This is a genomic window from Clostridium sp. LIBA-8553, assembly GCF_057782465.1.
In genome coordinates this window covers 2,333,350-2,359,835 of sequence record NZ_CM173489.1, presented here as the reverse complement: position 1 = coordinate 2,359,835, position 26,486 = coordinate 2,333,350, and the positions used below count along the sequence as shown (strand labels likewise).

Here is a 26,486-nt window from a genome sequence, read left to right as displayed (position 1 = left end):
AAATTAAATTAAAATAACATTATATTTTTCAGGAGGAATTAAATTATGGAAAACTGGATTTCATATTTTATGGCAAATTACGGAGGATTAATATTTGGAGCTTTAGGAATCGCTTTAGCTGTAGGTATGTCAGGTATAGGATCAGCTAAAGGTGTTGGTATAGTTGGGGAAGCAGCAGCGGGATTAGTTACTGAAGAACCAGAAAAGTTTGGTAAAGCATTAGTTCTTGAATTATTACCAGGTACACAAGGTCTTTATGGATTCGTTATAGGTTTCTTAGTATTTAACCAAATCAGTAATGGTGATGCATCATTAGCTAAAGGATTATACTTATTATTTGCTTGTTTACCAATAGCTATCGCTGGATTATGGTCAGGTATATCTCAAGGTAAAGCTGCTGCAGCTGGTATTCAAATCTTAGCTAAAAGACCAGAGCACAACACTAAAGGTATCATATTCGCAGCAATGGTTGAAACATATGCATTATTAGGATTCGTTATATCATTCTTATTAGTAAATGGTGCAAGCGTAATAAAATAATAGTAAGCAAAGATTGGAGAAGTGAAGGGAATGTCAAATTTAAACAATTTAACTTCCAAGATTCTAAATGATGCTGAAGAAAAGAAAAAGTATATATTAGCTGATGCTGAAGCCCAAAAAGATAAAATAATATCTAAGAAAACTAATAGAGCAGAAGCGGATAAAGAAGAAATAATAACTAAAGCTAATATAGAAGCAGAAGTTAAAAAAGCAAGAATAATTTCAAATGCTAAATTATCAGTAAGAAATGATATGTTAAGAGCTAAGCAAGACGTTATATCAAAAGTATTTAACGAAGCTATAGAAAAATTACAAAATCTTTCTAATGGAGATTATAAATATTATGTTATCTCAACTTTAGATTCTTTAGAGTTAGAAGGAACAGAAGTTATTATAATCAATGAAAAAGATAAAGATATATTTAGCAATGAGTTCTTGGAAGCATTAAATAAAGAACTTGAATCTAAAGGAAAAAAAGGAAGTATTACATTAAATATGGAAGGCAAATTTAATGGTGGCTTCATATTAGATAGAAATGGAATACAAATAAATAATACCTTTGAAGCTTTAATTAACTCTTTAAGAGGAGAGTTAGAGTTTGAGGTGAATAAAGTATTATTTGATTAAGGAGGATGAAGAATGGATTCAATGCAATTTTTGCAATTAATTCCTAGAATCAGAGTATACGAAAAGAAACTCCTTGATAAAGCTCAAATAGAAAGAATGATAGATGCAAACACTTCAGAAAGTGCATTAAAAGTTCTACAAGAAACAGAGTATGCAGCATTTATGAATGAAGTAAGAAGACCAGATGATTATGAAATACTTTTATCAAATGAACTAGTTAGATTATATAAAACTATGTATGAGGCTAGCCCATTAAAAGAAATCATAGATGTTATGGCTTTAAAATATGACTATCATAACATAAAAGTGTTAGTTAAGGGGAAAATCTTAGATAAAGATTTTTCCCAAATGCTAATACCAGTTGGTATGATAGGAGTAAATGATTTAAAATCTGCAATAAATGGAGAAGATTTTGGTAGACTTCCCAAGAAAATGGAAGAGTGCTTAAGAAAAATATTTGAAAAATTTGAGGAGACTAATGACCCTCAATTTATAGATTTAATTGCAGATCAATACTTATATGCTCATATTCATGAAATTGCAAACAAGAAAAATATAAAAGATAAGGCTTTAGATAGATATCTTACGAATCTTATAGACTTAAATAATGTTAAGACATTATTAAGAGCTAAAAAGCAAGATAAAAATGTTAACTTCTTTTTAGATGCTATAGTACCAGGCGGTAGTATAGATGCAAGTAAGTTTAGAAGTTTATACTTAGATACAATCGAAAATATTCCTAACAACTTAAGTAGTAAGGAATACTCACAAGTATTAAGAGAAGGTATAGCTAGTTACATAGAAACTTCATCAGTTAGTGAATTTGAAAAGCTTATTGATAATCACATAATGAGTATAATGAAGGAAGCTAAAATAGTAACTAAAGGTTTAGAGCCAGTTCTAACATATATGTATGTTAAAGAGAATGAAATAAAGCAAATAAGAACTATCATGGTTGGTAAATTAAACAATATTACTAAGGAAGTAATAAGAGAAAGGCTGCGTGATGGATATGTATAAGAAAATAGGAGTTGTAGGTGATAAAGATTCAGTTTTAGCTTTCAAAGCTCTTGGAATAGATGTATTCCCTGTAGTTGAAGATGAAGAAGCTAGAAAAACAATTGATAAGCTTGCAATGACAGGTTATGCAGTAATCTTTGTTACAGAGCACGTAGCTAAGAATATAGAAGAAACTATCGAAAGATATACAAGACAAGTACTTCCTGCTGTAATATTAATTCCAAGCAATCAAGGAACTCTAAATATAGGAAAACAAAGAATATCAGATAACGTTGAAAAAGCAGTTGGCGTTAACATTTTATAGAAAGTAGGTAGATAACTTGAAAACGGGGAAAATTATCAAGGTTTCAGGTCCTTTAGTAGTTGCTGAAGGTATGGATGAAGCTAATGTATATGACGTTGTAAAAGTTGGAGAAAAAGGTCTTATCGGAGAGATCATTGAAATGAGAGGAGATAAGGCTTCAATCCAGGTATATGAAGAAACATCAGGTATTGGACCTGGGGACCCAGTTATAACTACTGGAGAACCACTTTCAGTAGAGTTAGGACCAGGACTTATAGAGTCAATGTTCGATGGAATACAAAGACCTCTAGACGCTTTCATGAAAGCAGCTAATTCTGCTTTCTTAAGTAAAGGGGTAGAAGTTAAATCTTTAAATAGAGAGAAAAAATGGCCTTTCGTACCAACTGCTAAGGTTGGAGATAAGGTTTCAGCTGGAGATGTAATAGGAACAGTTCAAGAGACTGCTGTTGTTCTTCATAGAATAATGGTTCCTTTCGGCGTTGAAGGTACAATAAAAGAAATTAAAGCTGGAGATTTCAATGTAGAAGAAGTTATCGCTGTAGTAGAAACTGAAAAAGGTGATAAGAACTTAACATTAATGCAAAAATGGCCTGTAAGAAAAGGTAGACCATATGCAAGAAAGTTAAATCCAGTTGAGCCAATGACTACAGGACAAAGAGTTATAGATACTTTCTTCCCAGTAGCTAAAGGTGGAGCTGCTGCCGTTCCAGGACCTTTCGGAGCTGGTAAAACAGTAGTTCAGCACCAAGTTGCTAAATGGGGAGATACTGAGATAGTTGTTTACGTTGGATGTGGAGAACGTGGTAACGAAATGACAGACGTTCTTAACGAATTCCCAGAACTTAAAGACCCTAAAACTGGGGAAAGCTTAATGAAGAGAACAGTTCTTATAGCTAATACATCTAACATGCCAGTTGCTGCCAGAGAAGCATCAATATATACTGGTATAACAATAGCAGAGTATTTCAGAGATATGGGATACTCAGTATCAATCATGGCTGACTCAACTTCACGTTGGGCAGAGGCTCTAAGAGAAATGTCAGGAAGACTTGAAGAAATGCCTGGAGACGAAGGTTACCCAGCATACTTAGGATCAAGACTTGCTGATTACTATGAAAGAGCTGGTAAGGTTGTAGCTTTAGGTAAAGATGGAAGAGAAGGAGCTGTTACAGCTATCGGAGCAGTATCACCTCCAGGAGGAGATATATCTGAGCCAGTTACACAATCAACTTTAAGAATAGTTAAAGTTTTCTGGGGACTAGATGCTCAATTAGCATATAAGAGACACTTCCCATCAATTAACTGGTTAACATCATACTCATTATACTTAGAAAAAATGGGTGAATGGATGGATAATCACGTAGCAGATGACTGGTCAGCATTAAGAACAGAAGCTATGGCACTTCTTCAAGAAGAAGCAAACTTAGAAGAAATAGTAAGACTTGTTGGTATGGATGCACTTTCAGAAGGTGACAGATTAAAACTTGAAGTTGCTAAGTCAATAAGAGAAGACTATTTACAGCAAAATGCATTCCATGAGAATGACACATATACTTCATTAAATAAACAATACAAAATGTTAAATTTAATATTAAGTTTCAGACATGAAGCTGAAAAAGCTTTAGAAGCTGGCGTTTATTTAGATAAAGTATTAAAACTTCCTGTTAGAGATAAAATAGCAAGAAGTAAATACATTTCAGAAGAAGAAATAAGTAAGATGGATGACATCTTAGTTGAATTAAAATCAGAGATGAACAAGTTAATCAGCGAGGGAGGTGTTCTAAATGCTTAAAGAGTACAGAACAGTTACAGAAGTTGTAGGACCCTTAATGGCTGTTGAAGGCGTAGAAGGTGTTAAATACGATGAACTAGTTGAAATAGAAATGCAAACTGGTGAGTTAAGAAGAGGTAAAGTCCTTGAGGTTAACGGAGACAAAGCTATGGTTCAGCTTTTCGAAGGTTCAGCAGGAATCAACCTTAAAAATACAAAAGTAAGATTTTTAGGAAGACCACTTGAAATTGGTGTTTCAGAAGATATGTTAGGAAGAGTATTTGATGGTATGGGAAGACCAAAAGATAATGGTCCAAACATAATACCAGAGAAGAGATTAGATATAAACGGAGAAGCTATAAACCCAGTTGCTAGAAACTATCCATCAGAATTTATTCAAACTGGTATTTCTGCAATAGATGGACTTAACACTCTAGTTAGAGGACAAAAACTTCCTGTTTTCTCAGGATCAGGTCTTCCACACAAAGAGTTAGCTGCTCAAATCGCAAGACAAGCAAAAGTTTTAAACTCAGATTCTAAGTTCGCAGTTGTATTCGCTGCTATAGGTATCACTTTCGAAGAAGCTGAATTCTTCGTAGATGAGTTTACAAAAACTGGAGCTATAGATAGATCAGTTCTATTCATGAACTTAGCATCAGACCCAGCTATCGAGAGAATAGCTACTCCAAGAATGGCATTAACTACTGCTGAGTACTTAGCATATGAAAAAGGAATGCACGTTCTTGTTATAATGACAGATATAACAAACTACTGTGAGGCTTTAAGAGAAGTTTCTGCAGCTAGAAAAGAGGTTCCAGGAAGAAGAGGATACCCAGGATATCTATATACTGACCTTTCAACATTATATGAAAGAGCAGGAAGATTAGTTGGAAAAGAAGGTTCAATAACTCAAATTCCAATATTAACAATGCCTGAAGATGATAAAACTCACCCAATTCCAGACTTAACTGGATACATTACTGAGGGACAAATAATCCTTTCAAGAGAACTTTACAAGAAAGGAATAATGCCACCAATAGATGTTTTACCATCATTATCAAGACTTAAAGATAAAGGTATTGGTAAAGGAAAAACTAGAGAAGATCACGCTGATACAATGAACCAATTATTCTCAGCATATGCACAAGGTAAGCAAGCAAAAGAACTTGCTGCTATCCTAGGAGAATCAGCATTATCAGATGTAGATAAAGCATACGCTAAATTTGCTGAAGCTTTCGAAAATGAATATGTTTCACAAGGTTTCACAACTAACAGAACAATAGAGGAAACTCTAAATCTTGGATGGAAATTACTTAAGATCTTACCTAGAACAGAGCTTAAGAGAATTAGAGATGAATATCTTGAAAAGTATATGCCTGTTGGAGAGGATGAGTAAGAATGGCACAAAGATTAAATGTCAATCCTACTAGAATGGAACTCTCAAAGCTAAAGAAAAGATTAGCAACAGCAACAAGAGGACATAAATTATTAAAAGATAAGCAAGATGAGTTAATGAGACAGTTCATCAACCTTATTAAATATAATAATCAATTAAGAGATGAAGTTGAAAAGGAACTAGGAAGTTCCTTAAAAGACTTCGTTATGGCTAGAGCTGTTATGAGTTCAGAGTTCCTAGAGGAAGCTATAGCATACCCTAAAGAAGAAATTGAGGTTGAAGTGGGAAATAAAAACATAATGAGTGTAAATGTGCCTATAATGAACTTCAAAAGAAAATTAGAAGGTGATGAAGGTAGTATTTATCCTTATGGATTTATGAATACTTCAGCTGAACTTGATGATGCAATTTCTAAATTATATGGAATTTTACCAAAGTTATTAGAACTTGCAGAAGTTGAGAAATCTGGTCAGCTTATGGCAGACGAGATTGAAAAGACAAGAAGAAGAGTTAATGCTCTTGAATATATGACAATTCCTCAATTAAAAGAGACTATCAGATACATCAGAATGAAACTTGATGAAAATGAAAGAAGTGCTTTAACAAGACTTATGAAAGTTAAGTCTATGATAGAGCAAAGAGGATAGTTTATATAAATTAATAAAAAAGGCAATCTTATGTTAATAAAACATCAAGATTTGCCTTTTTTCTTTACTATTTTCCAAATAAAATGTATAATCTTATTAAGAAAAAATAGATATTTTAATATAATAAAAAATTTAATAATATTTTTAAAATATGTAAAATATCTATAAAATATGGTATAATAAGTAAATATTATATTAAATACTAGGGGGGCTTAAAATGAACAGTGTTATGAATTTAACTACTTTAGAACAAATAAAAGCATATTCAGATCCTTATAGGCTAAAGATAATAACTTATCTTAGAAATAATCAAGAATCTGCTACTGTAAAAGAAATTGCTGATTTTTTTGGGGAAGTACCAGCAAAAGTTCATTATCATATTAAAAAATTAGAAAAGGCAGGAATTTTAGAACTTGTAAAAACTAAAGAAATAAAAGGGATAATCGCAAAATATTATTATTTAACTGCAGATAGCTTTAATATAGAAGGTAATCAAATTAAAAAAGAAGCTAAGCAAGTATATAAATCTCAAATATTAAATATTCTAAGCGAATATTATGATAGCTCAAAAGAACAAACTATGAAGAGAATAGCTGAAAAAGTTGATACAGGAAATGCGGAGGATGCTATAGGATTTAATTATAAGAATATATATTTAAATGAGGATGAGTTTAAAGAGGTAAATAAACAAATAAGAGAATTAGTTAAAAGATATGAAAGAAAAGAAGAAGGAAAAATACCTTGTCATGTTTTTTCAGTTTGCTTAAAGCATGAGACAGAGTAATTTTTCTGTAAATGATTAATTTAATTAATTAAGTGATATAATAATAAGTAATAAAAGAATTTTAATTAAAATGTCATCAATATGACTTATTAATCTACTAGAATAATATATGTAAGAAAAAAATGTTTTTTAGTACAGAGGGAGAAAATATGATTAAGTATTTAATTGTAATGCTTATTCCTTTTATTATAGTATATTTATTAATGCCAAAGTTTATTGACTTTGCTAAGGAAAAAGGTTTTGTTGACAAACCTACGGGAAGAAAAAAACATGATAAATTAACGCCTTTAATAGGTGGAGTTGTTATGTATATAGGATTTTTTGCAACATATCTTTTTGGAATAGATTCTACAAGGCAATTATCAGAAACTTTTACTATATTTATAGCATCTACTTTGGTAATTATAATAGGAGTAATAGACGATTATTATAAAGGAAAAGGCAAAGAGTTTCCAATATATCCTAGAGTTATAATACAAATTTTAGCTGCCACTATGGTTTTTAAAGCTGGAATTGTTTTTAGAGGTATAAGCAATCCATTTACAGGTGAATTCGTCCAATTTTCTACATGGGCTCAATATATTCTTACGATAACATGGATTTTTGGAGTTACAACAGTAATAAATTGGTCTGATGGAATGGATGGATTAGCAGGAAGTATATCTATAATATCAGCTATGACTATGTTCGTTGTTGCTCTTGCAAAAGGACAATTTAATTCTGCATATATGTCAATAACTCTAGTAGGATCAATATTAGCTTTTTTAAGATATAATAGGCATCCAGCACGAGTATTTATGGGAGATTCAGGTGCTAATTTCTTAGGCTTTATTTTAGCTATTATAGCTTTAGAAGGAGCATTTAAACAAGCCACTGTATTATCTATACTAGTACCAGTATTAGCTTTAGGCGTACCTATTTTTGATAATATATTTGTTATTTTTAGAAGATTTCAATCAGGAAAGCCTGTTTATGAGGCAGATAGAAGCCAAATACACTATAGACTTCAAGAAAAGGGAATGACTGTAAAGCAAATAGTATCATATATATGTATACTGAGTGGATGTTTAAGCTTAGTGTCATTGTTAATAGTTATGATAATATTATAGTATTGACTGTCTTTAAAGTATAATAAGTTTAAACTTAAATGCTTTAAAGACAGTCAATAATATTTTATAAGAATATTATATATAATTTACTAGTGAAAATTTTATATTTTTATGATTTAATATACATATAAGAGTGTTGAAAGGAGAAATTAAATGGCTGTTAAAAAAATAGTTCAATTAGGGCATGAAGCTTTAAAGAAAGCTTCAGAACCTGTTAAAGATGTTAGAGAAGTTAAAGAATTAATTCAAGATTTAAAGGATACATTAGCAACTGTAGAAGGAATAGGTTTAGCTGCACCACAATTAGCAGTTAATAAAAGAGTTGTTTATATAAATTTTCAAGATGGAGAGAATGAATATGTTCTTATAAATCCAGAAGTAACAGGAGTTTCAAAAGAAACTTATGAGGATTATGAAGGATGTTTAAGCTATGTAATGCATGAGGGATTAGTTGAAAGACCAAGAGCAGTTAGAATACAAGCTTTAAATGAAAAAGGTGAATTAAAAGTTTATGAAGCTCAAGATCTTCTAGCAAGATGTTTCTTACATGAAATAGATCACTTAGAAGGTATTATGTATGTTGATAGAGCTAAAGAAATGTACGAATTAGTAGAAAAGTAAATAACTAATTTAAGAGTATAGATTTTAAAATCTATACTCTTTTTTATATTTTTATAAAAAAAGTCTTGAATATCGTTTACAAAAGTATTATTATATAGTTAATCGGTTTAGTAAAACGGTTAACTAAGGAGGGATATAAATGAATAAGATATGTGTACTTGGAAGTATGAATATGGATTTAGTTTTGAAGGTCAAAGATATGCCTAAAGTTGGAGAAACTATACTTTCAAAATCATTTCAAAAGATAGCTGGTGGTAAAGGGGCAAATCAAGCAGTAGCAGCTAAAAGAAGTGGTGCAGAAGTTTTCATGATTTCAAAAATAGGAAAAGATGAAAATGGAAGAGAGTTAAGAGATAAATTAGTAGAAGATAATATAGATGTTAAATATGTTTTTGAAGATAGAATAGAGCCAACAGGAATGGCTTTAATAATGGTAAATGATAATGGAAATAATTCAATAATTGTTAATGCAGGTTCAAACATGACATTAACAAAAGAGGAAATACATAGTGTTGAAGAGGTAATAAAAGAATCAGATATTATAATTTCACAATTTGAAACACCAGAGGATATTACAATAGAAGCATTTAAAATAGCTAAGGAAAATGGAAAAGTTACAATATTAAATCCAGCTCCAGCTAAAAAAATAAAAGATGAATTATTAAATTATACAGATATAATAGTACCAAATGAAACAGAAGCAGAACTTTTAACTGGAATTAAAATAAAATATATAGAAGATGCTAAGGAAGCTGGTAAGATATTTTTAGATAAAGGTGTTAAATTTGTAATAATCACTTTAGGTGAAAAGGGAGCAGCTTTAATAGGAAAAGATTTTTGTGAAATAGTTCCAGCTTATAGAGTTAATGCAATAGATACTACAGCTGCTGGAGATAGCTTCATTGGAGGCTTAAGTTCAAAGTTAGATACTAAAAATTTAGGAAGAGAGACTTTAAGTAGCTCCATAAGATTTGGAAATAAGGTATCATCAATAGCAGTACAAAGAAAAGGAGCTCAACCATCAATACCATATTTAGAGGAAGTTTTAGAAGTTTATAAGGGAGAAGAGTAATTATGAGAAAAACAAGCTTATTAAATAGTAACATAAGTTCAGTCATATCAAAGATGGGACATACTGATATGATGGCTATAGGGGATTGTGGATTACCTATACCAAAGGAAACTGAGAGAATAGACTTAGCCTTAATAAAAGGTGTACCAGGCTTTATAGAAACTTTAAAAGCTATTTTAGAGGAATTACAAGTAGAAGAGGTGCTTATTGCTAAGGAAACAGAGGAAGTAAGTCCAGAATTATTTAATGAAATAAAAGATGTTATAAAGGGTACTAAAATAACATTTATATCACATGAAGAATTAAAAAAAGAATTAAAAGAATGTAAGGCTGTTGTTAGAACTGGAGAACAAACCCCATATGCAAATATAATCTTAAAATCAGGGGTTGTTTTTTAAAAAAAAGTGTAAAAATGAATATTCTGCTCACTATTTACTGGGTAGAATATTCTTAACAAAATAGGAATTGTTTTGGGAGGTGTAGTAAATGGGTGAAAGAACACCAATGCTAAAAATGGTAGGTGTATCAAAATCCTTTCCAGGAGTCAAAGCTTTAGATAATGTTAGCTTAATGGCTTATGGTGGAGAAGTTACTGCTTTAATGGGAGAAAATGGAGCAGGAAAATCAACTTTAATGAAAATACTAAGTGGAGTATATAAAAAAGATGAAGGTAAAATATTTATTGAAGGAAGAGAAGTTGAGGTAAAGGGAATTAAATCAGCAGAAGAGGCTGGAATTACAATAATTCACCAAGAACTTAGTGTTTTAAATAATTTAACTGTATCAGAAAATATATTTTTAGGGAATGAAAAACATAGTAAATTTACAGGAAGAATAAATAAAAAGTTACTAGATGAAAGAAGCAAAATGTTTTTAGAACAAATAGGTTGTGACATAAATCCAAATAGACTTGTTAGTACTCTTAATGTAGGGGAAAAGCAAATGATAGAAATAGCAAAGGCCTTAACTAAAAATGCTAGAATAATAATTATGGACGAGCCTACTACAGCCTTAACTGATGTAGAAACTGAAAACCTTTTTAAAGTAATAGAAAACTTAAGAAAAAAGGGAATAGCAATAATATACATATCACACAGAATGGAAGAAATATTTAAGATTTGTCACAGAGTAGAAGTATTAAGAGATGGTAAATATGCAGGAAGTGCAGAAATAAAAGACATAGATAATGATAAGCTTATAGCTATGATGGTTGGAAGAACCATAGAGGACCAATTTCCATACAGAGATGTTAAAAAGGGAGATTTAGCTTTAGAAGTTAAAAATCTTAGCTGTAAGGAAGGCGTAAAGGATGCTTCATTTACTCTTAGAAAGGGAGAAATATTAGGAGTTGCAGGACTTATGGGCTCAGGAAGAACAGAGCTTGCAAAAACAATATTTGGAGAGTATAAAAAGACTTCAGGAGAAATTTCTCTAAATGGAACTCCTATTAATATAACTTCTATAAGTGATGCAATAAATAATGGTATATGTTATCTTTCAGAAGATAGAAAGAAAGAAGGATGTATTTTAGGAATGTCTGTAGGAGAAAATATGACCTTATGTAATCTTAAAAAATATGAGAATAAGTTTAAGGCCATTGATAAAAAAGAAGAGACTAAGGATATAGAGTATTATATTAAAAAAATAAAGATTAAAACTCCAAATAAGGAACAACTTATTAAGAATCTAAGTGGAGGTAATCAACAAAAGGTTATACTTGCTAAATGGCTTATGTTATCTCCAGAAGTGTTAATAATTGATGAGCCAACTAGGGGAATAGACGTAGGAGCAAAGAAAGAAATTTATGAGCTTTTAAATGAACTTAAAGCTAGTAGAAAAGCTATAATAATGATTTCTTCAGACTTACCGGAAGTACTAGGTATTAGTGATAGAATTATGGTTATGAGTGAAGGAAGAATCTCAGGAGAATTAAAAAGAGATGAAGCAAACCAAGAAAGTATAATGAAATTAGCAGTTGGAATAAACAATTAGGGAGGATTAAATAATGAAAGCGAATGTTAAAGCAAATATATCTAAATATAAATCTCTTATAGGACTAGTATTATTATGCATAGTTATTACTATAGTTACTCCAAACTTTTTAAGTGTATCGAACATAACTAACGTATTTACACAAGTTTCAGTTAATGCAATCATAGCGATAGGTATGACTTTTGTAATATTAACAGGTGGAATAGACTTATCAGTTGGATCTACTTTAGCTATTAGTGGTGCAGTTGGAGCATCTATTGTTAAGTCAACTGGAAACGTATTCTTAGCGATTATAGTCGCTGCTGTTATAGGTATAGTAGTAGGATTAATAAATGGTTTATTAGTATCAAAGGGAAAGTTACAAGCATTCATAGTTACTTTAGCAACAATGACAATCTTTAGAGGAGCTACTTTAGTATTCACAGATGGTACTCCAATATCAAAATTACCTGAAGCCTTTGTTAAAATAGGAAATGGTAAAATAGGATTTATGCCAATTCCAGTTATAATAACTGTAATAATAGCAATAATAGCAGTATATGTTTTATCACAAACAAGATTTGGAAGATATTTATATGCTTTAGGTGGAAATGAAGATGCTTCAAGATTATCAGGAATAAATACAGATAAAATAAAAACTTTAGTTTACGTAGTATCAGGATTTGCTTCTGCTATAGCAGGTGTAATTATAACAAGTAGAATAGGATCTGCTTCACCTAACGCAGGAACAGGATTTGAATTAGATGCTATCGCAGCTGTAGTAATAGGAGGAACATCCTTAGCTGGTGGAGAAGGAACAATTACAGGTACTTTAATAGGTGCTCTTATTATAGGTGTACTTAATAATGGATTAAATCTTATGAATGTATCACCATTCTATCAATCAATAGTAAAAGGATTAGTTATATTAATAGCAGTACTTTTAGACAAGAAGAGTAGAAAAAATTAAGAAGCTTAAGAGGTGAGTTTTATGCGTATAAATAAAAAGATATTTTCAGTTGGGTTAATACTCATGATGCTTATGACTTCATTTATGGGATGTGCAAAAGATAACAAACCTAAAATAGGTATGGTTGTATCAACATTAAACAACCCATTCTTCGTAAATATGAAAGAGGGAGCAGAAAAAGAGGCAGAAAAGTTAGGGTATGACTTAGTAGTATTAGATTCTCAAAATGATCCGGCTAAGGAAAGAGCGAATGTAGAGGATTTAATACAATTAGGTGTTGTTGCATTACTTATAAATCCAACAGACAGTGATGCTGTGGTTAAAACAGTTGAAGTTGCCAACAAAAGTAATATTCCTGTTATAACATTAGATAGACAAGCTAATGGTGGAAAAATAACAAGTCATATAGCTTCAGATAATATAAAAGGTGGAGAAATGGCTGCTGAGTATGTATTAGATAAATTTAAAGATGAAAAAGGACCAATAAATGTAGTTGAGATACAAGGTATTCCAGGAGCATCAGCTACTAGGGATAGAGGAGAAGGATTCCATAATATAATGGATAAAAATGATAAATTTAACTTTGTTTCAATACAAGCTGCTGATTTTGATAGACAAAAAGGTCTTCAAGTTATGGAAAATATAATTCAAGCTAATCCTAATATACAAGTTGTATTTGCTCACAATGATGAAATGGCTTTAGGGGCAGTTAAAGCAATTAAGGCTAGTGGAATAAATGCATTAGTTATAGGATTCGATGGAAATGATGATGCTAAAGATTCTATAGATGCTAATGAAATGACAGCTACAATAGCTCAACAACCAGATCTAATTGGAGCATTAGGAGTAGAATTAGCTAATAAGATATATAATGGTGAAAGTGTTAAAGATAAAATAGCAGCAGACCTTAAGGTATATACTAAATAATTAGGGTATAAGTAGGCATAATATGGTATAATTACTGTTGTTACAAAACGAAGCGGACAAGAGGTGTTGCGTAAAATGGGAAAAACTACATTACTAGACATAGCTAAAGCAGTAAATGTATCAAAGACCACTGTATCTATGGTGTTAAATAATAAAGAAATAAATGTTTCAAAAGAGACTAGAGAAAAAATATTTAAAGCTGCAAAAGATATGAATTATATACCAAATTCCTTAGCTAGAAGCCTAAGTACTAAAAAGAGTTATACTTTAGGAATGATAATACCAGATATTCAAAACCCCTTTTTCTCAGAAATGGCAAAGGCCATAGAAATTGAAAGTGAAAAGCATGGTTACAGTATTATTTTGTGCAACACTCTCAATGAAAAAAAGAAAGAAGAGGAGTACTTAAAACTTTTAATTAGTAAATTAGTAGATGGTGTTATAATAGCAGCTTGTGGTGATGGTAAAGAGTGGATTAAAATTCTAAAAAATAATAAGATTCCTTTTGTTATGATTGATAGAATGGTTTCAGATGAAAAAAATGCTAATGGTGTATTTTGTGATAATAAGAAAGGAATTGAATTAGGAGTAAATTACTTAGTTAATAAAGGTAAAAAGAATATTGCCTTTGTTACAGGAAAGGCTAATTTAGAAATAGCTAATTTAAGACTAGAAGGTTTCAAAAATACTGCCAAGAGCTTGGGAATATCTAGTGAGACCATAATAGAAGAATCAGATTTCTCTATGGAAGGCGGAATAAATGCCACAGAGAGAATAATTAAAAATAATAAAAAGGTAGATGCAATTTTTTATAGTAGTGATGTTATGGCAATTGGAGGTATGAAATACTTAATAAGAAACGGCTACAAAATACCTGAAGATATAAGCATACTAGGTTATGATAATATCAATATATGTTCTTATATGGAGCCAGAGCTAACTACTATAGCACAACCTATCTATAAAATTGGAGAGTATTCATGTAAGTTGCTTATGGATTTAATAAACAATAAGTCTTTAAAAAGCAAAATAATAAATTTGGAACCTTCTTTAGTTGAAAGAGGAACAGTAGAATAGTCATATAAAAAATATCAGATGTAGTATTTACATCTGATATTTTTTTGTCTATTGAGATTATTAAAATTAAGAGATTTCAGAGTAAAAACTACAAAAAATAAATTTAATATGAAAAAGCAAAGTTCACTTAATTTTTCAGTGAAAATAACTTTATGTTATAATTATAAGATATGAAGCACGGAAATAGAGGAGTAAATATGTTAGTTCAAGATTTATTGTTACAAAGATTTAAAGAAGAAACTACAGGAAGAAACTATAATAAAGGGCAAAGAATTATCAATAATGACCTAGTGGAATCCATAAAAATAGAGAATGAAGAAGATCTAATAGCTGTTAATGGAACAGTAATTTCAGAGCAATTATTTAGTAAATATAATACTAACTTAGAGATAGATATTAGAACGAAGGGAATATTATCAACATATTGTACTTGTACTGATTATGAAAAACATGAATTTAGTAAGGAGAATTACTGTTGTAAGCATTTAGTAGCAACTTTTTATAAAGCTTTAGAAGATTTAGCTAAAAAGAAAGAATTTGGAGAAAATAAAAACTTATTTTGCAAAAAGAGTGAAAATAAAATTTTGGACTTAATTCTTCAAGAAGAATTAGAGAAGGAAGAACTAAAAATAGAAGTATATATAAATAAAAATGAGTGGAGTAATAGTATATTAGCTGAATTTAAAATAGGAACTAAATCAATGAGTTCAAATAAGCTTTATATATTAAAAGATATTGAGCAGTTTTTAGTATCATATTACAATAAAATTCCTATTAGATACAGTAAGACTTTTACTTTTGACATAAGGGAGCAAAGATTAAGTCCTAAGGATAAGGAATTAATAGAGTTTATAGAAACTTTAAAAGAAATAGAAAAACCAATAAAAAGCTTCCTAAGAAATAGAGATACATTTATAGATGGAAAAAGTATAAAAATACCTAATTATTTAGTAAGAGATTTTTTTTGTATAATAAAAAATCACAGAGTTTATTTGAATGAAGGCTTCTTTTATAGAGCAGTTGAGGGAGAAGTGCTTTTTGAAGAGGTACCAATAGATTTTTCTTTAAAGGATTTAAAAAATAATTTTGAATTAAGCTCTCCAAATGGAATGCCTAAAGTTTTAGGAGATAGAGCGGACGTTTTTCTATATGGGACTAATATATATATTCCTAAAAAAGAGTTTTGCTATAAGATAAAAAACTATTTAGATGTTTTTTCAGAGGGGAAGGTTATTAATATTGATAAGTGTGAGGAAGAAAGAGTTTTTAGAAAGCTAATTCCTGCTTTAAGAGATTTAACTGATAATGTATCCCTTTCAAAAGATATAATGAATAAGACAGTGCTGGAGCCAGTAAAATTTAACTTTTATTTTGATAAAGAGGGAAAAGAAGTAAATTTAACTTTAAAAGTAAAATACGGAGCTTATGAATTTAATATATTTGATGACTGTAAGGAAAAAATAATTTATAGAGATATAAAAAAAGAAAAAGAAGTTCTTGCTTTAATTGAAAGATTTAGCTTTGAGGAGATAAATAAAAAGTTTTATTTTTACTTAGGAGATGAATACATATTTAGCTTTTTTAAACATGACATATGTAAGATACAAGAGTATGGAGAAGTCTACTATTCTGAAAATTTTAAGGGAATCAAAAGTCTAGGAAGTAAAGGTATAAAGGGAGATATTAAACCAGGAAGGTATAATTACTTTGAGTTCGATTTTAAAATAGGAGATATATCTAGTGAGGAGACAAAAGGAATACTTAGAGCATTTAGAGATAATTTGAAATTTTATAAGCTTAAAAGTGGAGAATTTCTTGATTTAGAAGAGTTAGAATTAAAGCAGTTTTTAAAACTGGTGGATTCACTTGATACAGATTCTTTAGATAATAATAGCTTAGAGGTTAGCAATAACAGAGCCTTATTTATAGCTAACTATATAGAAGAACAAGGAATTAGATATATAAAGGGAAAGAAGAAATTAAATGAGATAAGAAGTAAGTTTAAAAATATAAACAAACTTTCTTTTGAGGTTCCAAAGGAGCTTAATGCTGAGCTTAGGGAATACCAAAAATTTGGATACAATTGGCTTAAAACCTTAGAACATCTAGGATTAGGTGGAATACTTGGAGATGAGATGGGGCTTGGAAAAACTCTTCAAGCTATTACTTTTATCCTTTCTAATAAAGGAAAGAAAACCTTAATAGTTGCTCCAACTTCATTAATATATAACTGGAAAGATGAGTTTACAAAGTTTGCACCTAATTTAGTTGTGGAAGTATTAAACGAAAGTAAGGATAAAAGAGAGGAAATTTTAGAAGATATAAGTAACAAGGATGTCATAATAACTACTTATAACTTACTAAAGAGAGACTTAGAAGAATATAAAAAGATAAATTTTGATTATTGTTTTATTGATGAAGCACAAGCAATTAAAAATCCGGATTCTCAAAATTCAGAGGCTGTAAAAGAGGTTAACTCTGAATATAAATTTGCTTTAACTGGAACTCCTATGGAGAATTCTCTTATGGAACTTTGGTCAATTTTTGATTTTATAATGCCAGGATATCTTTACGATAGAAAGAGATTTACTGTTAGATATTATAAGAAATTAAATGAAAGCAAAGAAGTTTTAGAAGAAATACATACTCTTATAAAACCTTTTATATTAAGAAGAAAGAAGAAAGATGTTATAAAGGAATTACCAGATAAAATTGAAAAAATGCATTTAGTTGATTTAGGAGAGGAGCAAAAGAAGGTTTATTCTATATATGCTAATAACGCTTTATCAATTATGGAAAAGAAACAAGATGCTGAAGAATTTAATAAGAGTAAGATAGAGATTTTATCATATATAACTAAGCTTAGACAATTAGCCTTAGATCCATCTGTAACAATAAATGACTACATTGGAGAAAGTGCAAAAATAGAAGCCTTAATGGAAATATTAAATCAAGGAATAGAGGAAGGTCACAAAATACTTGTCTTTTCACAATTCACTTCTGTTTTAAAGAACATAAGTAGTAGACTTGAAGATGAAAAAATTTCCTTTAGTTATCTAGATGGAAGTATTTCATCTAAGAAGAGAGTTAAGATGGTTAATGATTTTAATAATGGTGAAAACTCAGTGTTTTTAATAAGTTTAAAAGCAGGAGGAACTGGTTTAAACTTGACTTCAGCAGATATTGTAATTCATTTTGATCCTTGGTGGAATCCAGCTGTGGAAGAACAAGCTACAGATAGAGCACATAGAATAGGGCAAAAGAATGTGGTAGAAGTTATAAAATTAGTAGCTAAGGGAACTATTGAGGAAAAAGTAATAGCTCTTCAAGAGGAAAAAAAGACTTTAATTTCTAAGGTTATTGAAGACGGAGAACTATCAGTAGGAAATACCTTTAATACATTAAGTGAAGAAGAGGTAATGAATTTATTTAAAGTGGATTATTTAGTATAAATTTAAATAAAAGCTATATGAAAATATTCATATAGCTTTTTATAAATTATAGTATTAAACCGTTAGAGGATGGATTATAGTTTACTTTTCTTGAATAAGGACAATTTATTAAAGAATCAAGTGTGTTATTTAAAAGAATTATTATGTCTGTTAAAGAAGCCTTTTCTTCAAGCAAAACCTGTAATTGACTTTGAAATTTTATTAATTCATCTTTATTAATCCCACATACTAATCCTAAATCTCTTTTTAGCAAGGTGTAATAGGTTAAAGAGGCTGTTAAATTTTGAGTTAATGCAATTAATCTAGAAATATTAGAATTCCCTTTTTGGATATTTCTAAGGGAGAGTTTATTGCACATAAGGTTTATATGGATTGTTAAATTTATTATTCTTTCTTGATTTTTAGAAGGATTTTTTATTAATTCCTCAGCTAAGATATTTAAATATCTCATTAGCTTTAGAGTTAATTCTTTAATTCCATTATCTAGTTTATAAGGAAATAGAAATTTATTAGCTAAAAAAGTTATTATTATGCCTAAAGCTAAATAGAAAACTCTGAAAAATGCTAAATTATTTACTTCATAGCTTAAAGAGGCCATACAAATAGCTGACATAGCAGTAAATAAGGAGAGTTTATAATAACTTTTGAAAGCATAGGTTAAATATAAACTTGTAGTTAACACAATAATGTAAACTGCTTGACTTTGAAATAGATTTAGAATAATGGTTACCAGAAAGATTGCCAAGAGATTTCCTTTAAATCTATCTTTGCTTTTGTTTAATGTTTCCTCATAGTAAGGCTGCATTATGGACATTATAGTAATTCCAAGCCAACTCATTTTAGCAAAATCAAATAAAGAGCTAAGCAATAAGACAATACTTAATGTCAATGAAATTCTTAAGGCAAAGTTAAATTTGATTGTTCCAAAATAAAATGAATCTTTAAATTTAAATTGGCTTTTATCAGTGTTTTTCCAAGGCGTGTAGGATTTATATCCCTCTGCTTCTTCGAGAGTATTCATATCAGCTAGATATAAATAAAGATTATTTACTGAAGTAGATATATCATGAATAAATGTAAATTGATCTGGTAAATTCTCATGAAATCTATTTAATTTATTAAGTTGTTTATCTATTTCATAATAAGAGATTTCATCATCTAAATATGATTTTAAAATTAATAAAGATTCTTTTAATTCTTTCAAAAAAGACTCTATTATTGTGCTGTTATAGTTAATCTTAGAATAAAGAATGCTTAAATTAGCTAGGTTTAAATTTAAGTTCTCTAATATTATATATATTTTAAATTGAATACTTCCTAGGTTATTTGTTAAAGTTTTTCTTCTCCTAGTAGTATAAAGGTTATAACAAATATTGTTCATTTCTTTAAAGATAGATTTTTGCAAGTCTAAATTATAATTTTTTAAAAGAATATTATCAATTTGACCTTCTAATAAAAGGATTGATTTGCTTATGCTTTCTTTTATTAGAGATTTATAACTTAACTTATTTATAAAGAGATGGAATATTATTATTAAGCTAAAACCAAATAGAATAGATAAGAGTCTTTTCGGAAGACTTTGAAAATCTATTTTATAGAAGTAGGTAAAAACATATAACATTAAAAATGGCTTATAAAGTAAGGGGGTATAACTAACTGAAAATTTATAAGCAATAAAAAATATAGTGAAAAAATTAATTATAAATCCTAATATAAGGTTGCTTGAAGCTAAAAAAGATAAGAGTACCAAAGATGAATATAAAAATATAAGCTTAAGAGTTTTTTCTAAAGGACTTATTTTAAAATTTTCTTTTAAAAGAACTGATGATGTTAATGCTATGGGATAGGCCAAGATTGCATTATCAATTCCGAAAAATATCCAAGAGGTTAAAAATGTTAAAAAGGCAATGGAACCCTCACGTTTCATTGAGTCTATGTCTAAATTAAATTTTTTTATAGCTTTATCAATCATATAATCACCTAAAAAATATAAATTTAATTTAGTATTTCACTTAATATATAAATTTATGTTTATATAAGAAAAAAAGCTCTAACTATTTTAAAGTTAGAGCTTTTTATTAATTCATATTTGGAAAAATTGCACTAAGTAAAGGAACCGTTCCGCTAAATACAATTATTATCTTATCATTCTCAACTGTTATAGATTTTATTTGAAGATACTTAATTACATCATTAAAAGAAAGTATTATATCACCATTATTTTTATCAAAGGAAAGTAGTGAGTTATCTTGTAGATTTTCAAAAATAACATCTTTAGGAATATCTATAAATCCAATTTTTCCTTCTTTGTAATGAAGTATTCCTTTTCCATTCTTGCTTTGAGCTGTAAAAGTAAGTTTACCTTGAAATGGGATGTTTTTATAATTAACATCTATATAAACATTAATATCATTATTCTCTATATCAACTTTTAATCCAGTAAGATTTTTTATTGCATTAGGGTTTTCTCTTAAAGCAAGTATAAATAAGTCTGTTAATTCAGAATCAGAAAATTCAGTTGTTGATTCAATATTCAGTTCTTTTAAAGAAAGATTTACGTTGTTAGGAAGAAACTTTTTTATTAAATTCCAGTTATCAAGTTCTATGGTAGAGTCTATCGGGGTTACTGCTACTTTAGGAGCAAAGTAGGAATTATAAACTATTTTTACACCTAAAAAAGATACTATTATAACAATTAGTAATGATAATAAAACTATTAAAAGCCTCTTTTTCTTTTTAGTCATGAATTTTATCTCCAATCTATAAGGTTTTGTTAATTCAATTATAAACTAAATTAAGTTAAAGTTCACTTATTTTTATATGAAAGTAACAGATGAGAATGCTTAAGATAAACTATTATTATAATGTAGATATCTATGGAGGTTATTATGGATTTAAATAAATATGATAAAATCATAGATTACGATAGTGGCGATCTTACTGGTGATGGAAATAAAGAGGAAGTTTATATTGTATCATGTTTAGGAGCAGTTTGTGAGCAAAATAATTTTTTATTAGTTAATAATAAGAAAACAGGAAATATCTATGAGCTTCCACTTGAAAAAGATCATTATAAATTTGATATGCAATTGATAAGTTTTAGAGATAGTATAAAAAAAGAGATATTTTTAAGAAGTATTAGCGAATCTTTTGGTGGATATGTCAAATGCCAAATATTTTCTTTTGAAAATAATAGGATTGTAGAAATTTTTAATAGTAATACATTTTTTAAAGAAAATAAGATAATGGCTTTTTATAGAAATAATTATGAGTTAGAAGTATTAAATTATGAAAGGAATAAGAAATATTTTGTTGTATTAAGAGAAAATTATAAATACTATTTAGACTTTGTTTATGATAACTCAGGTAAAGTTAAACATGAAAAAGAAAAAGCTAATATAAGTAGAGTATGGGAATGCTATCCTTTTTATCAAATGGGAAACAAAGTTGCAAGCATAAGCATATTACAAAAAATATTAGGGCAGTCTGATTCAGATAACATATGTTATGTTCAAAGCATAGTTGGTTGGAAAAATAAAGAGTTTAAAATAATAAACCAAACTGTTAATTTGGAAGGAAGATCTATAAATCAGAATTATAGAAATTTAGAAGAATATTATGGCACTAATGAAGGGAAAGTTATAATTGATACAAAAATAAAAAGGTTAAATTTAGTGGAAGTAGTAAAAAGGTTTATAAATAAGGATAGTGAAGTATTATTTGCTAATGAGGTTGATATAAATAATGATGGAAATAAGGAAATTATTGCTGCATATAGATATGCTAAAGGATTATATCTAATTATTCTTGAAGAGGTTAAAGGGGAATGGGGATTAGTAGATATTATAAAAGGACATGGATACAATGCAAATAATAATTTAGTAAATGCAAGAGATCTTTATGAAAAATATTTTGAAAATTTAGTTAAATATTACAGTAGACTAGTAGACAAAAATCCGTCGGTTCCTATATATTGGTACTATTTATCTAATTCACAATTTATTTCAGGGACGTTAGAAGATGCTTTAAAGTCGATAAATATGGATTTAAGTTTTCAATATCCTTATCCTTCAAAAGAAGATGCGTTGTTATTAAAAGAAAAAATTGAAGTAAGGTTAAAAAAGGAAAAAATAAGTAGAAGTTTAAGGTGAAATAGTGATTAAAAGGTTTTATATTAAATTTAAAATAAGGTTATAATAATATATTAGTGTCTTTTATATAACTTATTAGTGAGTGAAATTTACTTTGAAAAATCATAAAATAATATTAGAAGATTTATTTTGAGGTGAATTTATGAAGAAGGAAAGTTATTTGTTAAAGATATCAGCATTAGGAGCATTATTTTTTGCAGTATTAGGTATTGCATGGGGATGAATTGTAAAATCGGAAATGATTTTGTTTGATGGTATGTATTCTTTAGCTAGTGTAGGTTTATCTTTGCTGGCTATATTAGGAAGTGTCTATATAAGTAAAAAAGATTATGAAAAATATCCATTTGGTAAAAGGATGATAGAACCTTTAATAGTCATAATTATGTCTTTGGCAATATTTATGATGTGTATATATTCTTTGAGTGGAGCAATTAGAGATTTGTTAAATGGTGGGAATAAGGTTGAATATGGTTATGCATTAATATATGCTATAATATCGACAGTAGGATGTGTGGTTGCATATATTTTCTTAAAAAGAAAAGGGAAGACAATCAATTCAAGCTTATTAATAGTGGAAAGTAACCAGTGGCTTATGGACACTCTTTTAAGTACGGGAGTTTTAATAGGATTTTTAATAGCAAACATACTTCAACATACAGAATTTGTTTGGGTTAATAGATATGTAGATCCACTAATGGTTATTATATGTTCATCAATTTTCATAAAGATGCCAGTAAAAGCATTTATAGAAGGACTAAAAGAACTATTAGAATTTAAAGCTGATGATAGTATAACTTCAGAAATAAGTAAACTTGTAAAAGGAATAGAAGAAGAATATAACTTTGAAGAGGCTATTACAAGAGTTTCGAAAACTGGACGAGATTTAAGAATAGAAATAGATTTTATATGTAGTGAAGAATCTAACATTAAAGCATTAGATGAAATGGATAAATTAAGAGAAAAAATCTTTAATTCATTAAATCATATAAACTATGAAAAATGGCTCAACGTTTCTTTTACAAAGGATAAAAAGTGGGCAATATAAAAAGGGTGTGTATTAAAACAAAATTTTAATACACACCCTTTTTTAGAAGAAATCAGCTTGGTGAGGACTTGAATATTCATTTAGTTTTTTACTAAGTTCTTCATTTTCTTTTATTATATTTTTCAACAAATTTACAGCATCTGAATCTAATTGATCACCTTTATCTTCTAAAACTTTTTGAAACGCAATTATTCCGGTTTTAAAAGCTTTTATACTTTCTTCAAGAATCTCACTATCTGTATCCGCAGTAAGGGTTTTAATACTATAGAGAGTTTCGGAAATTTTACCTGAAATACCAATACTAGATGCAGGAGAACCTCCTAATGATGAAATTTTACTAGAAAGCTCTGTAGCTTCTTTCTTATAAAGATTTATAACATCTCCAAGCAAATTTTTTAGTTCATTAGATTTACACTTTTTATAGTAATGATTAAAAATATCAATACCCATATAAAGTTCTTTGAGATTATCATTTAGAGCTTCGCTTGGAGTTCTATCTGTAACTTTTTCCATGAATATCACCTCTCTATTATTTTGTCCTTTTATCAAAAAAATAATGTTGTTTTAAAGAATTTCCCTTTTTATTTATAATTTTTATTATAAAATTTGTATAGTTACCTTTAAGATAGTATAATTAAATTCATTGATGATTTTTATGGGAAAAATTTAATAAAGTTGCTTAGTGAAGGAGGTATTTATTATGAGTGATAATACGGTTTTAAGTTATGAAAGAGAAGTACTTTCAGAAACTAAAACATGGATTGCGAGTGAACAAGAAAGATTAAAAAATGAAAAATCTAAAACAGATGAAAAACTAGATACTTTGAATAAAAGATCTAAAGGAGCATATGACCCTGAAATAGAGATAATTAAGAAATCTGTTGATTTTTTATCAAAAGAATTAGATAAATTTAAAGAAGCTTATGATAAGCCATACTTTGCAAGAATTGATTTTAGAGAATATAGAAAAGATTTTGAAAGTTTTTATATAGGCAAATGTGGTCTTGGAGATATAATGGAGGGAGAAGAGAAGGTAATAGATTGGAGAGCCCCTTTAGCAGATCTTTATTATAGTGGAACTCAAGGAGAAGCATATTACAGAGCACCTATGGGCGTAATTGAAGGAGAGCTTAGTTTAAAAAGAAAATTCCTTTTTGATGATGACCATAACCTTAAAGAATGTTTTGATGAAGGAATAAATGAAATAATCTTAAAATCTGGTCTCGATGAAGAGGGAGATGGTTTAATAGATGAATTCCTTAGAATAAACTTAGAAAATAGTACAGGAACAAAATTAAAAGATGTAGTAGCTACAATACAAAAGGAGCAAAATGATATAATAAGAGCACCTAAGAATTCGCCTTTAATAATACAAGGGTCAGCAGGTTCTGGTAAAACTACTGTAGCACTTCATAGATTGGCATATCTTCTATATAGATACAAAGGAAATATAACAGGTGAGGATATATTGGTTATAGCACCGAACAAAATATTCTTAGACTATATTTCAGAGGTATTACCTAATCTTGGTGTTGAAAAGGTTGAGCAGAAGACTTTTGAAGAATTAGCTTTAAAGAAGCTAGGGAAAAAAGGAAAAGTCATAACTAAAGATAAAAAATTAGTAGAAATTTTAGAGAACGATTTAGAGAAAAATAAATACATAATGAGTGATAGTAAAATAAAAGGTTCTATACTTTTTAAAGAAATGTTAGATAGATATATTCAAGTTCTTGAAAGAGAAGACAGTAATATAGATAATATAAAAGTTTGTGGTTACTCGATTTTTGATTCTAAAGAAATCAAGAGATTGTTTTTAAAGGATTTAATAAAGTATCCTGTAAATAAGAGAAAAGATGAAATAAAAAATTATTTTTCTAAAAAATTAGGAGAAAAGATAAGTAAGGTTTTAGATAAGGTTGATTTCCAATATGAGTACAGAATAGCTAGGCTTAAAAAGGAAATGGAAGATTCTAAAGAAAGAAGACAAAAACTTATTGAGCTTTATGACGAGAGGGATAATCATAAAAAAGAAATAAAAAAATCAGCTAAGAAAGAGTTTAATGAATATTTCAAGCAATGGAAAGGCATAGATACAACTAATGTCTATAGAAATTTTTTTGAAAATAAAGAGATCTTTGATGAGGTAACTGCAGGAAAAATCCCTGAAAAGTTAGCTGTATATATGAAAGAAAATTTGGCTAATAATATAGATAAAAAAATAATAGATGCAGATGATTTAGCTGCTATGCTTTATTTAAAATTTAGAATAGAAGGAATTGAAGAAAGTAGTCTATTAAAACACATAGTAATTGATGAAGCACAAGATTACTCTATGCTACAATTATATGTTATGTCTATGATGGCCTCAGGAAATTCTCTAACAATAGTTGGAGATATTGGGCAAGGAATATATTCATTTAAAGGTATTAATGATTGGAAGGAAGCTATTAAGTTAGTATATGATGGGAATGCAGAATATAGGCATTTAAGCCAAAGTTATAGAAGTACAGTTGAAATAATAAATTATGCAAATAAGGTTTTAGTTAAACAAAATACTTATGAAGAGCCAGCAAAGCCAGTTCTAAGACATGGAATGGTTCCAGAGGAAATTCAATTTAATAATGCAAAAGATTTTTGTGAAAGTTTAGATAAGATAGTTGAAAAAATAAAGAGTGAAGGAAAAAATTCAATAGCTATAGTTGGAAAAACTCTTGATGAGTGTAAAAAAATAAAAACTGCAGTTAAAAAATACTCCAAGTATGACTTTGAACTAATTAAAGATGATCAAAATGAATTTGATTTGAATTTAATAATTATACCTTCATATCTTACTAAGGGATTAGAATTTGATTGCACTATAGTTTATAATTTAAGTAAAGAGAATTATAATGATAATGAAATAGATAAAAAACTTTTATACGTTGTTTTAACTAGAGCATTACATTATGAATATATATTTTATAAAGATGAAAAATCAACTTTAATAGGTTGATTTAGGAGGA

Annotated in this window: 24 protein-coding genes; 21 read left to right on the top strand and 3 right to left on the bottom strand. The window is 28.8% G+C overall.

Going from position 1 to position 26,486, the window contains the following annotated elements; all coding sequences use genetic code 11:
* Positions 1-45 precede the first annotated feature (45 nt).
* The 17 genes from AC2JAQ_RS10405 to AC2JAQ_RS10325 all read left to right on the top strand — a co-directional run bounded on the left by AC2JAQ_RS10405 (position 46) and on the right by AC2JAQ_RS10325 (position 18,288).
* Positions 46-540 (top strand): V-type ATP synthase subunit K, encoded by a 495-nt coding sequence (locus tag AC2JAQ_RS10405; RefSeq protein WP_011592554.1) that lies wholly within the window; start codon positions 46-48, stop codon positions 538-540.
* Between the two features lie 30 nt (positions 541-570).
* Positions 571-1,167: a V-type ATP synthase subunit E gene (locus tag AC2JAQ_RS10400; RefSeq protein WP_003449544.1), complete on the top strand. Its 597-nt coding sequence runs from the start codon at positions 571-573 to the stop codon at positions 1,165-1,167.
* A 12-nt stretch (positions 1,168-1,179) separates the two neighbouring features.
* Entirely contained in the window at positions 1,180-2,187 is a 1,008-nt protein-coding gene (locus AC2JAQ_RS10395; RefSeq protein ID WP_488456399.1) for a V-type ATP synthase subunit C, read from the top strand.
* Positions 2,174-2,491 carry a V-type ATP synthase subunit F gene (locus tag AC2JAQ_RS10390; RefSeq protein WP_003449642.1) on the top strand — a complete coding sequence of 106 codons (318 nt, stop codon included), beginning with the start codon at positions 2,174-2,176 and terminating at the stop codon, positions 2,489-2,491. Before AC2JAQ_RS10395 ends, AC2JAQ_RS10390 begins: the two co-directional genes overlap by 14 nt.
* Positions 2,492-2,507: 16 nt before the next feature.
* Complete coding sequence (locus tag AC2JAQ_RS10385; RefSeq protein WP_488456398.1) at positions 2,508-4,283, top strand: V-type ATP synthase subunit A; 1,776 nt, start codon at positions 2,508-2,510, stop codon at positions 4,281-4,283.
* Complete coding sequence (locus AC2JAQ_RS10380) at positions 4,276-5,658, top strand: V-type ATP synthase subunit B (RefSeq protein ID WP_003449785.1); 1,383 nt, start codon at positions 4,276-4,278, stop codon at positions 5,656-5,658. The genes AC2JAQ_RS10385 and AC2JAQ_RS10380 overlap by 8 nt, the downstream gene beginning before the upstream one ends.
* A 2-nt stretch (positions 5,659-5,660) precedes the next feature.
* Positions 5,661-6,305, top strand: coding sequence for a V-type ATP synthase subunit D (locus AC2JAQ_RS10375; RefSeq protein ID WP_003449608.1), 645 nt, complete (start codon positions 5,661-5,663; stop codon positions 6,303-6,305).
* Positions 6,306-6,522: 217 nt separating this feature from the next.
* Positions 6,523-7,089 (top strand): helix-turn-helix domain-containing protein, encoded by a 567-nt coding sequence (locus tag AC2JAQ_RS10370; RefSeq protein ID WP_488456397.1) that lies wholly within the window; start codon positions 6,523-6,525, stop codon positions 7,087-7,089.
* 149 nt (positions 7,090-7,238) lie between these two features.
* Positions 7,239-8,198, top strand: coding sequence for an MraY family glycosyltransferase (locus AC2JAQ_RS10365; RefSeq protein WP_322502641.1), 960 nt, complete (start codon positions 7,239-7,241; stop codon positions 8,196-8,198).
* Between the two features lie 153 nt (positions 8,199-8,351).
* The gene (gene def / locus AC2JAQ_RS10360) at positions 8,352-8,819 is read left to right on the top strand and encodes a peptide deformylase (RefSeq protein WP_488456396.1); all 468 of its coding nucleotides are present in this window, start codon (positions 8,352-8,354) and stop codon (positions 8,817-8,819) included.
* Positions 8,820-8,958: 139 nt separating this feature from the next.
* On the top strand, positions 8,959-9,891 hold the full coding sequence (rbsK, locus tag AC2JAQ_RS10355) for a ribokinase (RefSeq protein ID WP_488456395.1): 933 nt from the start codon (positions 8,959-8,961) through the stop codon (positions 9,889-9,891).
* Positions 9,892-9,893: 2 nt separating this feature from the next.
* Positions 9,894-10,289, top strand: coding sequence for a D-ribose pyranase (gene rbsD / locus AC2JAQ_RS10350; protein WP_488456394.1), 396 nt, complete (start codon positions 9,894-9,896; stop codon positions 10,287-10,289).
* Between the two features lie 88 nt (positions 10,290-10,377).
* Positions 10,378-11,883: a sugar ABC transporter ATP-binding protein gene (locus tag AC2JAQ_RS10345; protein WP_488456393.1), complete on the top strand. Its 1,506-nt coding sequence runs from the start codon at positions 10,378-10,380 to the stop codon at positions 11,881-11,883.
* Between the two features lie 13 nt (positions 11,884-11,896).
* Positions 11,897-12,832, top strand: a complete 936-nt coding sequence (locus AC2JAQ_RS10340) for an ABC transporter permease (RefSeq protein WP_488456392.1) — start codon at positions 11,897-11,899, stop codon at positions 12,830-12,832.
* A gap of 21 nt (positions 12,833-12,853) precedes the next feature.
* On the top strand, positions 12,854-13,759 hold the full coding sequence (gene rbsB / locus AC2JAQ_RS10335; protein ID WP_488456391.1) for a ribose ABC transporter substrate-binding protein RbsB: 906 nt from the start codon (positions 12,854-12,856) through the stop codon (positions 13,757-13,759).
* A gap of 75 nt (positions 13,760-13,834) precedes the next feature.
* Positions 13,835-14,836 carry a LacI family DNA-binding transcriptional regulator gene (locus AC2JAQ_RS10330; protein WP_488456390.1) on the top strand — a complete coding sequence of 334 codons (1,002 nt, stop codon included), beginning with the start codon at positions 13,835-13,837 and terminating at the stop codon, positions 14,834-14,836.
* A 197-nt stretch (positions 14,837-15,033) separates the two neighbouring features.
* Positions 15,034-18,288: an SNF2 helicase associated domain-containing protein gene (locus tag AC2JAQ_RS10325; protein ID WP_488456389.1), complete on the top strand. Its 3,255-nt coding sequence runs from the start codon at positions 15,034-15,036 to the stop codon at positions 18,286-18,288.
* A gap of 46 nt (positions 18,289-18,334) precedes the next feature.
* On the opposite strand, the gene AC2JAQ_RS10320 is transcribed toward AC2JAQ_RS10325, so the two are convergent.
* Positions 18,335-19,492, bottom strand: a complete 1,158-nt coding sequence (locus AC2JAQ_RS10320) for an FUSC family protein (protein WP_488456388.1) — start codon at positions 19,490-19,492, stop codon at positions 18,335-18,337.
* 481 nt (positions 19,493-19,973) lie between these two features.
* Here AC2JAQ_RS10320 and AC2JAQ_RS10315 point away from each other — a divergent pair, with 481 nt between their 5' ends.
* Positions 19,974-20,135, top strand: coding sequence for a hypothetical protein (locus AC2JAQ_RS10315; protein WP_488456387.1), 162 nt, complete (start codon positions 19,974-19,976; stop codon positions 20,133-20,135).
* A 231-nt stretch (positions 20,136-20,366) separates the two neighbouring features.
* On the opposite strand, the gene AC2JAQ_RS10310 is transcribed toward AC2JAQ_RS10315, so the two are convergent.
* Positions 20,367-21,032, bottom strand: a complete 666-nt coding sequence (locus tag AC2JAQ_RS10310) for a hypothetical protein (protein WP_488456386.1) — start codon at positions 21,030-21,032, stop codon at positions 20,367-20,369.
* Positions 21,033-21,176: 144 nt separating this feature from the next.
* Here AC2JAQ_RS10310 and AC2JAQ_RS10305 point away from each other — a divergent pair, with 144 nt between their 5' ends.
* Positions 21,177-22,439 carry a hypothetical protein gene (locus tag AC2JAQ_RS10305; RefSeq protein WP_488456385.1) on the top strand — a complete coding sequence of 421 codons (1,263 nt, stop codon included), beginning with the start codon at positions 21,177-21,179 and terminating at the stop codon, positions 22,437-22,439.
* Positions 22,440-22,677: 238 nt separating this feature from the next.
* Positions 22,678-23,484 (top strand): cation diffusion facilitator family transporter, encoded by an 807-nt coding sequence (locus tag AC2JAQ_RS10300; protein WP_488456384.1) that lies wholly within the window; start codon positions 22,678-22,680, stop codon positions 23,482-23,484.
* Between the two features lie 42 nt (positions 23,485-23,526).
* On the opposite strand, the gene AC2JAQ_RS10295 is transcribed toward AC2JAQ_RS10300, so the two are convergent.
* Positions 23,527-23,997, bottom strand: coding sequence for a ferritin-like domain-containing protein (locus tag AC2JAQ_RS10295; RefSeq protein WP_488456383.1), 471 nt, complete (start codon positions 23,995-23,997; stop codon positions 23,527-23,529).
* Between the two features lie 187 nt (positions 23,998-24,184).
* Here AC2JAQ_RS10295 and helD point away from each other — a divergent pair, with 187 nt between their 5' ends.
* Positions 24,185-26,476, top strand: coding sequence for an RNA polymerase recycling motor HelD (helD, locus tag AC2JAQ_RS10290; RefSeq protein WP_488456382.1), 2,292 nt, complete (start codon positions 24,185-24,187; stop codon positions 26,474-26,476).
* The last annotated feature ends 10 nt before the right edge of the window (positions 26,477-26,486 follow it).